This window comes from Luteibacter sp. CQ10 (assembly GCF_040900725.1).
Taxonomy (GTDB): domain Bacteria; phylum Pseudomonadota; class Gammaproteobacteria; order Xanthomonadales; family Rhodanobacteraceae; genus Luteibacter.
In genome coordinates this window covers 521,517-534,749 of the sequence record NZ_JAEUYM010000002.1, presented here as the reverse complement: position 1 = coordinate 534,749, position 13,233 = coordinate 521,517, and the positions used below count along the sequence as shown (strand labels likewise).

Here is a 13,233-nt window from a genome sequence, read left to right as displayed (position 1 = left end):
GACGTTCCCTGCCTTCATGGGTACGTCGATTGTGCGCCGCGTGAATCGACACGGGCGAACATCTTTTTCGCCGTGCATCTTGGGCTGGTTTTCCGGGTCATTTCCATGGCCATGTCAGGTGCCTCCAAAACGCCCGAACGGTGGCGGGGCTGTGTCAGAATCGGTCACGGCCGCGACGGGAGACGCGGCCAGACTATGAAATACGGGGACCTCACACGACCGCCGCCACCACCTCCGCGGAGGGCGCCGCCGTGTGCCGGTCCCGGCCACCAACCCTTAAGGATCGGAAGGGAACCATGGACCTGCTGCGTTTCATCCTCATGCTGCCCGTGCGCCTCGTGCGCGGATTGTTCTGGCTGCTCGGCCGGCTACTCCGGCCCATCGTCGGCGGCATGGCGTGGTCGGCTCCCGCGTGGGTGCCCGCGACGGGACGAGTCGCGCGCCACCATCCCCTCAAATTCGCAGGCACCGTCGCGGGCGTGCTGGTGCTCGCGGCCGCGGCCTGGTTCGGCTGGCACTGGTGGCAGAACCGGCCGCGACCCGTGGAGCCCAACCGCGTCACGTTCGAGGCGCCTGCGCCGGAAGTGACCGACTACTCGCGTACGCCGGCGGTCATCCATCCCCTGACCATCACCTTTTCGGCCTCGGCGGCCCGGCTGGAGTCGCTGGGCAAGCCGGTGACCGACGGGATCGCCATGGACCCGAAGCTGGCGGGCCAGTGGACCTGGGAAAACGACCGCACGTTGAAGTTCGTGCCGGCGAACGACTGGCCGGTGGGTCGAAAGATCGACATCCGCTTCGACACGGCGAAGATGTTCGCGCCCCACGTGCTGATGGCCGACGACCACCTGGCCGTCGCCACCGCGCCGTTCACGGCGAAGCTGGTCAACGGTGAGTTCTATCAGGACCCGCAGGACCCCACCCGCAAGAAGACGATCATGCAGATCGGCTTCAACTATCCGGTGGATGCCGCCCAGTTCGAAAAGCGCGTGGCCCTCGACCTGCGCGGCCACGACGAAAAGCACGGCTCGCCGCTTCGCTTCAGCGTCACCTACGACGAGCATCGCCTCAACGCGTTCATCCATTCCCAGCCCCTGCAACTGCCCCGAGACGACGGGGCGGTGGGCCTGAAGCTCGACGACGGCGTAGTCAGCAGCCGCGGCGGTGACGGCACGGACAAGCCGCTGGAAACCGCGGTGAAGGTGCCCGGCCTCTACAGCCTCACCCTCGACGAGATGTCGGCCACTCTGGTCGACAATGAGCGCTACGAGCCCGAGCAGGTCGTGGTGATGAACTTCGGCGGCGCCGTGAGCGACGCTGCGCTGGCGAAACACGTGCACGCGTGGATCGTGCCGCCCGGCGACAAGTATGCGGGCGTCGAGAACATCGGCGACGCCGACCTGAAGACGTTCACCGTCGTGAAGCCGGAGATGGTGCCCACCGAGAACGACTGGGCGCAGGCGCAGAGCTTCCGCTACCACGCGCAGCCGGGCCAGCGCATCTACGTGCGCGTGGACAAGGGCATCACCTCGTTCGGCGGCTACGTGATGGCCAAGGCGCGCGCCGAAATCCTCACCGTGCCGGATTACCCGCGCCTGCTCCGCTTCATGGCCGACGGTTCGCTGCTGTCGCTCTCCGGCGACAAGCGCATCTCGGTGGTGTCGCGCAACATGCCCGGCATGCGCATGGAAGTCGGTCGCGTGCTGCCCGACCAGCTGCAGCATCTGGTCACGCTCAACAACGGCTCCTATACGAAGCCGGAAATGTACGGCTTTTCGGCCGACCATATCGTCGACCGTTTCGTGAAGAAGGTGTCCTTCCCCGACGAAGGACCGGGCAGGGCGCATTACGAGGGCATGGACCTCGGCCCCTACCTCGCCAGCGGCAAGCGCGGCGTGTTCCTGCTGAAGCTTTCCGGTTACGACGCCAAGGCGGAGCGGGACGCGCGCGAGCGCAGGCAGAAGGCGGCTCGCGAAGCCGCGGCCCGCGAGGCGGGTGGCGACCCCGACGCCGCGGCGGCCGCCGTGGCCGATACCGACGACGACAACGGGTACGTACCCTACGATTTCCCGAAGGACGAGCGGCTCGTGGTCATCACCGACCTGGGCGTGATCGCCAAGCGTTCGGCCGACGGCAGCCAGGATATCTTCGTGCAGTCGATCCGTTCGGGCTCCCCGGTGGGCGGCGCCTCGGTCGCGGTGATCGCGAAGAACGGCAGCACCCTGTTCACCCAGACCACGGGTGCCGATGGCCGCGCGCACTTCACCGATCTGAAAGGCTTCACGCAGGAGAAGGCACCCGCGATGTACGTGGTGCGCCAGGGCGAGGATCTCTCCTTCCTCCCGGTGAGCGCCTACGACCGCACGCTCGATTTCTCCCGTTTCGACATCGGCGGCGAGCCGAACGCGCACAGCCAGGGCCAGCTGTCGGGCTACCTCTTTTCCGACCGGGGCATCTACCGGCCGGGCGACCTGTTCCATATCGGCATGATCGTGCGCGCCAACAGCTGGACGCGCAGCGTGGCGGGCATGCCGCTGATCGCCGAAGTGGTGGACCCGCGCGGTACCACGGTGAGCCAGCGCAACGTGTCGATGGATACGGCGGGGTTCGCCGAACTGGACCACACCACGGCCGAGACCTCGCCCACCGGCAACTGGACGGTCAATCTCTACATCGCCCGCGACGGCAAGCCGTACTCGCAGATCGGCAGCACCACGGTGCAGGTGAAGGAGTTCCAGCCCGATCGCATGAAGGTGTCGGCGAAGCTTTCCACCGCCGTGGCCGAGGGCTGGGTGAAGCCGGACGACCTCAAGGCGCTGGTCGACGCGCAGAACCTGTTCGGCACGCCGGCGGCGGACCGTCGCGTGGAAGGCTTGCTCACCCTGCGGCCGGCCTTCCCGTCGTTCCCGAGCTATCGCGACTACCACTTCTACGACATCCGCCGCGCGAAGGAAGGTTTCGAGGAAAAGCTCGCCGACGCGAAGACCGACGATAAGGGCCATGCGGAGTTCAAGCTCGACCTGTCGAAGTACGCCGACGCCACCTACCAGCTCTATTTCCTCGCCAAGGCCTACGAGGCCGAGGGCGGCCGCAGCGTGGCCGCCGCCACGCAGGGCATGGTCTCGTCCAACGCATGGCTGGTGGGATACAAGGCCGTGGACAACCTGGACTACGTGAGCCGTGACGCCGTTCGCAAGGTGAATCTCGTCGCCATCGATCCCAGCGCCAAGCGCATCGATCTCGGTGGCCTCAAGCAGGCCATCGTCGAGACGCGTTACGTGTCGGTGCTCACCAAGCAGGACTCGGGTGTCTACAAGTACGAGTCGAAGGCTCGCGAAACCACGCTGTCGGAAACGCCGCTGACCATCCCGGCCTCGGGCACGGACGTAGCCCTTCCGACGGACAAGCCAGGCAATTTCGCCCTCGTGGTGAAGAACGCGGACGGCAAGGAGGTCAATCGCGTGGCCTGGTCGGTGGCGGGCGAGGGCAACGTCTCGCGTTCGCTCGAGCGCAACGCGGAACTCCAGCTCTCGTTGTCGAAGAAAGACTATGCGCCGGGCGAGACCGTGGACGTGGCCATTCGAGCGCCTTACGCCGGTAGCGGCCTCATCACCATCGAGCGCGACAAGGTCTACGCGCACGCCTGGTTCCACGCCGACACCACCAGCTCGGTGCAGCACATCAGCGTGCCCGCCGACTTCGAGGGCAACGGTTACATCAACGTGCAGTACGTGCGCGACCCGTCGTCGGACGAGATATTCATGAGCCCGCTCTCGTTCGGCGTGGTGCCCTTCTCGGTCAACATGGACGCCCGCCGCAACGCCATCGCGGTGGAATCGCCGTCGCTGGTGAAACCCGGCGAAACGGTCACCTTCCACGTCACGTCGCCGACGCCCACCCGCGCGGTGGTGTTCGCGGTGGACGAAGGCATCCTGCAGGTGGCCCGCTACAAGCTGGGCGATCCGCTGCAGTATTTCTTCCGCAAGCGGATGCTCGAGGTAACCACGTCGCAGATCCTCGACCTCATCATTCCCGACTTCCAGAAGCTGATGTCGATGGCCGCGCCCGGCGGCGATGCCGACGGGGCCATCGGGCGGCAGCTCAATCCGTTCCGTCGCAAGCGCGACAAGCCGGTGGCCTACTGGTCGGGCATCGTCGACGTGGACGGCTCGCGCGACCTCACCTACACCGTGCCCGACTACTTCAACGGCAAGCTCCGGGTGATGGCCGTAAGCGTATCGCCGGACAAGATCGGCACGTTCGAAGGCGCCACCACGGTGCGCGGCGATTTCGTTCTCTCGCCGAACGTGCCCACCACGCTCGCCCCCGGCGACGAGGCCGAGATCAGCGTCGGTGTGGCCAACAACCTCACCGGCCTGGGCGGCAAGGCGATACCGGTCGCGGTGAACCTCGCCGTCGGTCCCCAACTGCAGGTGGTGGGCGATGCCTCGAAAACCCTGAGCCTGGGCGAGATGCGCGAAGGCGTGGCCGTCTTCCGCGTGCGCGCCACGGACACGCTGGGTTCGGGCCACCTGGGCTTCACTGCGAGCGCCGGCGGAAAATCGGCGAAGCAGGGCATCGACCTGTCGATACGCCCGGCGTCGCCGATGCGCACCGAGCTGGCGTTCGGGCGCATCGATGCGCACGCTCGTGGTGACGTCACCGGTTTGCGCGACATGCACGAGGAATACGCCCGTCGCGACGCGGCGTTCTCCAGCGTGCCGGTCGTGCTGGCGCGCGGCCTGGCCGCTTACCTCGTCGATTTCCCTCACTACTGCACCGAACAGGTGATCAGCGCGGCGATGCCCGCGCTCATCCTCGGCCAGCGTCCCGAATTCGGTGACGTGAAGCCCGCGCGGATGATCGGGGACGACACGCCACCCGCCGACCCGGTAGCGGCCCTGTTCGACGTACTGCACGCACGACAGAACGGGCAGGGCGGTTTCGGCCTGTGGACCGCGACGCCTGACACGAATATCTTCGCCACCGATTACGCGGTGCACTATCTCGTCGAAGCGGCCGATCGTGGCGTGGCCGTGCCGCGGGACATGCTCGCCTCGGCGAACAACGCCCTGAAGCAGATCGCCGCCGACGACAGCGACGACTCGCTCGCGGGCATGCGCCAGCGTGCCTATGCGATCTACCTGCTGACCCGCCAGGGCAATGTCACCACCAACGACCTGGCTTCGTTGCAGCGTCGACTGCAGGAAGCGCATGCGAAGGCGTGGAAGGACGACCTCGCCGCGGCCTGGCTTGCCGCGTCGTATCAGCTCTTGCACCAGGAAAAGCTGGCCGCGCAGCTCATCGCCGGTCCGCGGCAGCTGCTGGTGCGCAAGCCCACCGACGAAGCCTACGCGTACGCGTCCTACTACGACCCGGTGACCCGCGACGCCTCGGTGCTCTACCTGCTGGCGAAGCACTTCCCCGAGCAGGCGCGTTCGCTGCCGCCGGAGATCGTGGACAACCTCGTGCGGCCGCTCGGCAAGGGCCACTACAACACCTTGTCGTCCGGCATGATCATCCTTGCGCTCGATGCCTGGGCGAAGGACGCCGGCGGCGACGTCGGCAAGCTGTCGATTGGCGCGGTGGACGCCACCGGCCGCGTCACGCCCGCCGGCACCGTGAAGGGTTCGCTGGTGGATGCGCATTGGAAGGCGGGTACCCAGCGTTTGCGACTGGTCAACGACGCGGACGTGGCGGCGTGGTATGCGGTCTCGCAGGCGGGCTTCGACCGGAAGCCCTCCACGGTGACGCGCAAGGACGGGCTGGAGATCACGCGCAGTTACACCGATGCCAAGGGCAAGGCCATCGATACGCTGGCCACGGGCGACGAGGTCGACGTGCACGTACGCATCCGCTCGACGACCCATGAAGGCGTAAGCGATGTCGCCATCGTCGATCTGTTGCCCGGTGGCTTCGAACCGGTGCTGGATACATCACCGACCGCCGACGCGGAACCCGCGACGCAGGCCGAGCCGGAAGAGGCGCCGGGCGACGCGTCGATGGAAGGCGAGGGCGACGAAGGCGGCGATGCGGACGACGCGCCGGCCTGGCACTCGCCCATCGGCAATCCCGAATCCACATGGAAGCCGGACTACGCCGACGTTCGCGAGGACCGCGTGGTGGTCTACGGCTACGCGGATCCCGACGTGAAGGAGTTCGTCTATCGCATCAAGGCCACGAACGCGGGCACGTTCGTCATCCCGCCCGTCTTCGCCGAGTCGCTCTACGACCGCGGCGTGCAGGCGATGGCGCCCGGCGGTGGCAGCTTGAAGGTGGAACGCAAACCTTAACGATTCGCTACGTCCCATCCCGGACAGGGTCCGCGATGGGACGTAGCGATGAATCCGCCGATGAGACAGATCCTCCGCACCCACTGGCACAATTTCCTTGCCGCGCTGCTGCTCATCGGTGCCGTGCTCGTCGGCTTTCGCCTGTGGCCGCATGACCCGTTGCGCGCCTGGTTTCCCTCATCGACGGCGATCTACGACGCTGACGGCCATCTGCTCCGGCTCACCCTCGCCAGCGACGACCGCTATCGCCTCTGGGTGCCGCTGGAAGATATCTCGCCTTCGCTCGTCGACGGCGTGCTGCTGCATGAAGACCGCTGGTTTCGATGGCATCCCGGCGTGTCGGCCTGGGGCCTGCTACGCGGCGCGTGGGTCACCTATATGCGCCACGGCAGTCCGCAGGGCGGGTCGACGATCACGATGCAGCTGGCCCGCCTGATCTGGCGCCTGGACACGCGCCATCCCGCGGGCAAGTTGATACAGGCGGCGCGCGCCGTGCAGTTGGAGCTCCTGTATTCCAAGCACGACATCCTCGAGGCCTATCTCAACGCCGCGCCCTACGGCCGCAACGTCGAGGGTGTGGGCGCGGCGAGCCTCGCCTACTTCGGCAAGCCGCCGTCCCGGCTCAGCCTGCCCGAAGCCTTGACGCTCGCGGTGATCCCCCAGGAACCCGCGCGTGGCGTGCCGGGACGCATCAACGGCAGCACGGTGATCGCCGCCAACCTGAAGGCCTCGCGCGACCGGCTGTTCGAACGCTGGGCGGCAGGGCACCCCGTCGACGAATCCGCCAGGCCGCTCTTCGACCTGCCGCTGCGTTTGCGTTCGTTGTCGCGCCTGCCGTTCGAAGCGCCGCATTTCGTCGAACAGGTGCTGGCCGAACGCCGGCTCGACGGCGGCGACGACATGCGCGTGACGACCACGCTCGACCTCGGCCTGCAGCGCAGCCTCGAACGTCAGGTGCGCCAGTACGTGGAGCACGCCGGCGACCGAGGCATCCGCAATGCCGCCGCCCTGCTCATCGATACGCGCGACATGGGCGTGAAGGCGATGGTCGGTTCGGCGGATTACTTCGATGCGTCGATCTTCGGCCAGGTCAACGGTACGCTGGCGAAACGATCGCCCGGCTCCACCCTGAAGCCCTTCATCTACGCCCTCGGTTTCGACCAGGGCCTGTTGCATCCGGAAACCGTCTTGCGCGACGTGCCGTCCGCTTTCGGGCCCTATACGCCGGAGAATTTCGACGGACATTTCCTCGGGCCCGTCACCGCGACGCAGGCCCTCGTACGCAGCCGCAACATCCCCGCGGTACAGGTGGCCTCGCGACTAGGGCATCCCAACCTCTATGAGTTCCTTCGCGACGCCGGCATCTCGCGCATGGCGAGCGAGCAGCATTACGGTCTCGCGCTGGTACTGGGGGGCGGCGAAGTCACCATGCAGGAGCTGGGCGGTCTGTACGCGATGCTGGCCAACCGTGGCGAATGGCGTCCGTTGCGCATGCTTGCCGACGCGCCCCGTACGAAGGGCACGCGCCTGCTGAGCGAAGAGGCGGCCTTCATGGTGATGGACATGCTGCGGCAGAACCCGCGTCCGGACGACGTGGTGGCCGCGCAGCCGTCGCGACTGCCGCTGTACTGGAAGACGGGAACCTCGTGGAGCTTTCGCGATGCGTGGACGGCGGGGAGTTTCGGTCCTTACGTGCTGGTGGTGTGGGTCGGCAATTTCGACGGGTCGGGCAACCCGGCCTTCATCGGCGTGGAAGCCGCCGCACCGCTCTTTTTTCGCATCGCCGATGCACTTCGCGCCGAACGGCCGGGGCTGGTCGAGCCCGTGCGACGCAACCCGCCGAACCTGCGCCGCGTGCCCATCTGCATCGCCAGCGGTGATTTGCCCAATGCATGGTGCCCCCAGGTGGGCAGCACGTGGTTCATTCCCGGCAAGTCACCCATTCGCGTAAGCACCGTGCACCGACCGGTCGTCGTCGACACGCATACGGGCAAGCCGGCCTGTCCTCCCTATGATCCGTCGCGCACGCGCACCGAGGTGTACGAGTACTGGCCATCCGACCTGGCGCGCGTCTTCGCGCAGGCCGGCATGCCGCGCCGCGCGCCGCCGCCGTTGCCCGATTGCCAGGGCGGCGGGCAGGTGGCGGGCGATCCCCCGAGCATCACCTCCCCGCTGAAGGGCAGCACCTACCAGATTCGCGTATCGCGACTGGGCAGCGAGAAGATCGCCTTCTCCGCGACCAGCGACGCGAGTGCCCGTATGCTCTACTGGTTCGTGGACGATGCCTATCTCGGCAGCGCGGCTCCCGGGCAAGCGTTGATGTGGGCGCCCGATCGCAGCGGGCGCTTCCTGATCCGCGCGGTGGACGATCGTGGGCGTCGCGATTCGCGCGAGTTGCGGGTCGGCGTGATGGAATAAGGCAAGTCGTGCGCATATTCGGCAGGTGCCATTCAGTGGCGTCTGCCGAGGGTCGATAAGGAAGGCCGGCATCGGTTCAGAGGGATTCCCACATGGCTCACGCGCTTCTCAAGGGTATCCGTTCCCTTTTTCCGGGCACGGCGGACGATGTCCGCGGCAAGCTCGATGCGATCAATCGCACCCAGGCGGTGATCGAATTCGCACTCGACGGCACCATCGTTGCCGCCAATCGGAACTTCCTCGATGCCATGGGCTACGAGGAGGGCGACATCCTCGGCCATCATCACCGTGTCTTCGTCGATCCGCAGGAAGCGGCATCGGCGGAATACGCCGCGTTCTGGGAGCGTTTGCGCACGGGGCGGCCCGACGTGGGCCTCTATCGACGCCTGGGCGCCGGAGGGCGCGAGGTGTGGATCCAGGCCAGCTACAACCCGGTACTCGACCGCTGGGGCCGTCCGGTCAAGGTGGTGAAGTTCGCCACCGACGTCACCGAGCAGCGCCTGCGTACCGCCGACATGGAGGGCCGCCTGGCGGCCATCGACAAGGCACAGGCCGTGGTGAGCTTCACGCTCGACGGTATCATCCTCGAGGCCAACGACAATTTCCTCGCCACCATGGGCTACGCCCGTGAGGACGTGGTCGGCCAGCACCACCGCATGTTCGTGGATGCCGCGGATCGTGAAAGTTCGGAATACCGCCACTTCTGGGAGAAGCTCGGGCGTGGCGAATACGACGCGTCGCTCTATCGACGGGTGGATAGCCGCGGCCGTGAAGTGTGGATCCAGGGCACCTATAACCCGATATTCGACATGGCGGGCCGACCGTTCAAGGTGGTGAAGTACGCTACCGACGTCACGGCGCAGACGCGGGCCACGCGCACCCTTCACACCTCGCTCGCCGAGCTCGCCGACACCGTGCCGGCCATCGCCGAACAGGCGAGGATCACCAATGCCCTGGCGACCGAGGCCAGCCGCTCGGCGAGCGACGGCAGCGCGATGGTGGATGCGGTGATCGCTACGATGTCCGCCATCCAGGATGGCGCACGCGACATCGCCGAGATCGTCGGCCTGATCGATTCCATCGCTTTCCAGACCAATATCCTCGCCCTCAACGCCGCCATCGAGGCCGCCCGTTCGGGAGGCCAGGGACGCGGCTTCGCCGTGGTAGCGCATGAAGTGCGCATGTTGTCGCAACGCAGTTCGGAGTCGGCCCGGGACATCCGCGAGCTCATCGAGCGTACGCTGGAGCGGGTGCGGGAGGGCAACGAACGCAGCGGCGAAGCCGGCGAAGCCATGCGCGCCATCCTGACCTGCGTGTCGTCGCTGTTCGATCGGGTATCCGACGTGGCTCGCGCCACCCAGTTCCAGGCCGGCGGCATCGACACCGTGCGCAGGGCAGTGGCGGAGCTGGCCTGAGCGACGTATCGTCGGGCCGATTCCGACCGGAGCCAGCGCCATGCCCAGCACCGTCATTCCCTGCCTGCGATACCGCGACGCCCTCGGCGCCATCGATTTTCTCTGCAAGGCGTTCGGTTTCGAAAGGCACGCCGTTTACGTCAATGAGAACGACGGGCGCCTCGTCGATCATGCGCAGCTCACCTACGGGGACGGCATGGTCATGCTGGGTTCGGTGCGTGACGATACGCCATTCGCCCGGCACATGGTGCAGCCCGATGAAGTCATGGGCCGCGAAACGCAATGCGCCTGCGTGACGGTGAGGGGCGACTTGCGGACGCACTACGAGCGCGCGAGGAACGCGGGTGCCGTCATCGTCGACGACTACGAAGAAAAGGACTACGGCGGTGCGGGCTATTCGGCGCGCGACCCGGAAGGCCACCTTTGGTACTTCGGAACCTACGATCCCTGGACTATCGCCTGACGGCGGCCTCGTGACGGTACATGTAGGCCGACGGAAGGAACCGGCGCAAGACATGACGACAACGAAGCGATCACGGTCCCGGTTCGCGAGGTGGTGGTGGGCTCTGGTATACCTGTGCGCCCACCCCCCACGGAGCCTCCGATGTCCTCGTTCGCCACCTATCCCAGCCTGCTCGACCGTACCGTGCTCATCACCGGCGGTGCCAGCGGCATCGGCGAATCCTTCGTCGCGCACTTCGCCGCGCAGGGCGCGAAGGTGGCCTTCCTCGACATCGCCGAGGATGCCGGCACGGCCCTGGCTGCACGCCTGGCCGATAGCCGCCACGCCCCCCTGTTCATCCGTTGCGACCTGACCGACGTGGATGCCCTGCGCGATGCGGTGGCACGGGTGCGCGACGCGTTCGGCCCGGTCGGGGTGCTGGTCAACAACGCGGCCAACGACGTGCGCCATGAGATCGCCGACACCAGCGTGGACGATTTCGATCGCAGCATCGCCACCAACCTGCGCCACCAATACTTCGCGACCCAGGCGGTCATGCCCGACATGCGCCTGGCGGGGGAGGGTTCCATCATCTGCCTGGGGTCGACCGGCTGGATGAAGAAAAACGCCGGATACCCGATGTACGCCACCGCGAAGGCGGCCATCGTCGGCTTCGTATACGGCATGGCACGTGAGCTCGGTCACGACCGCATCCGCATCAATTGCCTGGTGCCGGGCTGGGTCATCACCGACAAACAGCGCGAACTGTGGCTGGACGACGAGGGCGAAGCCGAAATCCGCCGGGTGCAGTGCCTTCCCGGTCATCTCATGCCGGAGGATCTTGCGAGGATGGCGCTGTTTCTTGCCGCCGACGACAGCCGCATGTGCACGGGACAGAACTTCATCGTGGACGGCGGCTGGGTCTGAACGATCACGGCGGACAGACACGGCCGCGACGGGATCCATACATCACGCGGCATCCAATGCCATGAATCCTTTCCTTCTCCAAGGGTTCACGACTTATGGACGTCGCCATCAAACAACAGGCCGAGGCCGCCCACCCCAAGGCGGCCGTGGTCACCACGTGCATACTCGCCGCACTGGCCGGCCTCATGTTCGGGTTGGACATCGGCGTCATCTCGGGCGCGCAGCAGTTCATCCAGGCCGAATTCAAGATCGACGATCACATGATCGAATGGATCGTCAGTGCGATGATGGCCGGTGCGGCCGTCGGTGCGCTGGGTGCCGGCTGGATGTCCGCCTCGCTGGGTCGCAAGCGGTCGCTCCTTCTGGGCGGCGTGCTGTTCATCGCGGGATCGTTGTTCTGTGCCTCGGCATGGAGCCCCGAGATCCTCATCGTCGCGCGCTTCATCCTGGGCCTCGCGATCGGCATCGCCACCTTCACCGCACCGCTCTATCTCGCCGAAGTCGCGCCCGAGCGCATCCGTGGTGCGATGATCTCCACCTACCAGTTGATGATCACCACCGGCATCCTGCTGGCCTTCCTCTCCGATACCGCGTTCAGCGCGTCGGGCAATTGGCGCTGGATGCTGGGCATCATCGCCGCCCCGGGCGTGCTTTTCCTCGTAGGCCTTTTCTTTCTCCCCGACAGTCCGCGTTGGCTCCTTCTGAAAGGGAGGCGCGAGGATGCGCAGATCGTGCTGGCGAAGCTTCGCGGTGACCAGGGCGTGGTGGAAAAAGAAGTGGCCGACATCGAGGAGCAGCTGAAGACGCCCCAGCACGGGTGGAGCATGTTCCGCGAAAACCCCAACTTCCGCCGGTCCGTAGGCCTTGGCGTGTTATTGCAGGCCATGCAGCAGTTCACGGGCATGAACGTGGTGATGTACTACGCGCCGCGCATCTTCAAGGACATGGGGTACGACACCCATGCGCAGATGTGGTTCACCGCCGCTGTGGGACTTACCAACGTGCTGGCCACCCTCATCGCGTTCGGCCTGGTGGATCGCCTCGGACGGAAGCCCATCCTGTACGCGGGTTTCGCCATCATGGCCGTTGGCCTGGGCGTGGTCGGCACGATGATGGGCATGGGTATCCATTCGCGGGGTGAGCAATTCTTTACCGTGGGGATGTTGCTGCTCTTCATCGTCGGATTCGCCATGTCGGCCGGTCCGCTCATCTGGACCCTGTGTTCCGAGGTGCAGCCGCTGAAGGGACGTGACTTCGGCATCGCCTGCTCGACCTTCACCAACTGGGTGACCAACATGATCGTGGGCGCCACGTTCCTCAGCCTGCTCAGCGGCTTCGGCAATGCACAGACGTTCTGGCTATATGCCGCGCTCAACGCCGTGTTCATCATCTTCACGTTCTGGCTCGTGCCGGAAACCAAGGGCGTGACGCTGGAGCAGATCGAACGCAACTTGATGAAGGGCAAGCCGCTGCGTCAGATCGGCCGGTGAAACGCCATGTGCGCGCATAGCACATTCGACTAGGCGTATGTCTGAGAAAAACGGTGAAACATCCGTTTCAACGCGTCGGCGAATCGGCAAAAAAACCTGATTTTTGAGAATCTTTCTATATGTAACCCTGTTTGATTCCGACAAACTTTCCACGTGGTTGCGGTACGCCTACGCACCGTCACCACGTGGGGCCGCGTCACGCCGTCCCGTTGCCGGGGCAAGCCGGCTCGGCCAGTCGAAATCAGTAC

General features: G+C 65.9%; 6 protein-coding genes. All 6 read left to right on the top strand.

The window, feature by feature from the left end; translation table 11 throughout:
• Positions 1-296 precede the first annotated feature (296 nt).
• Positions 297-6,293, top strand: coding sequence for an alpha-2-macroglobulin (locus tag JNG39_RS11245; RefSeq protein ID WP_368311466.1), 5,997 nt, complete (start codon positions 297-299; stop codon positions 6,291-6,293).
• A gap of 60 nt (positions 6,294-6,353) precedes the next feature.
• Positions 6,354-8,711: a penicillin-binding protein 1C gene (pbpC, locus tag JNG39_RS11240; RefSeq protein WP_368311465.1), complete on the top strand. Its 2,358-nt coding sequence runs from the start codon at positions 6,354-6,356 to the stop codon at positions 8,709-8,711.
• Between the two features lie 92 nt (positions 8,712-8,803).
• Positions 8,804-10,126: a methyl-accepting chemotaxis protein gene (locus tag JNG39_RS11235; protein ID WP_368311464.1), complete on the top strand. Its 1,323-nt coding sequence runs from the start codon at positions 8,804-8,806 to the stop codon at positions 10,124-10,126.
• Between the two features lie 40 nt (positions 10,127-10,166).
• Positions 10,167-10,589, top strand: a complete 423-nt coding sequence (locus JNG39_RS11230) for a VOC family protein (protein ID WP_368311463.1) — start codon at positions 10,167-10,169, stop codon at positions 10,587-10,589.
• 141 nt (positions 10,590-10,730) lie between these two features.
• On the top strand, positions 10,731-11,495 hold the full coding sequence (locus tag JNG39_RS11225; RefSeq protein ID WP_368311462.1) for an SDR family NAD(P)-dependent oxidoreductase: 765 nt from the start codon (positions 10,731-10,733) through the stop codon (positions 11,493-11,495).
• Between the two features lie 95 nt (positions 11,496-11,590).
• Positions 11,591-12,985: a sugar porter family MFS transporter gene (locus JNG39_RS11220; RefSeq protein WP_368311461.1), complete on the top strand. Its 1,395-nt coding sequence runs from the start codon at positions 11,591-11,593 to the stop codon at positions 12,983-12,985.
• Positions 12,986-13,233: the final 248 nt, after the last annotated feature.

Excerpts from the sequence above, each read along its gene's own strand:
- JNG39_RS11245 (WP_368311466.1), top strand. The coding sequence starts at position 297 with ATGGACCTGCTGCGTTTCATCCTCATGCTGCCCGTGCGCCTCGTGCGC.
- pbpC (WP_368311465.1), top strand. The coding sequence starts at position 6,354 with ATGAGACAGATCCTCCGCACCCACTGGCACAATTTCCTTGCCGCGCTG.
- JNG39_RS11235 (WP_368311464.1), top strand. The coding sequence starts at position 8,804 with ATGGCTCACGCGCTTCTCAAGGGTATCCGTTCCCTTTTTCCGGGCACG.
- JNG39_RS11230 (WP_368311463.1), top strand. The coding sequence starts at position 10,167 with ATGCCCAGCACCGTCATTCCCTGCCTGCGATACCGCGACGCCCTCGGC.
- JNG39_RS11225 (WP_368311462.1), top strand. The coding sequence starts at position 10,731 with ATGTCCTCGTTCGCCACCTATCCCAGCCTGCTCGACCGTACCGTGCTC.
- JNG39_RS11220 (WP_368311461.1), top strand. The coding sequence starts at position 11,591 with ATGGACGTCGCCATCAAACAACAGGCCGAGGCCGCCCACCCCAAGGCG.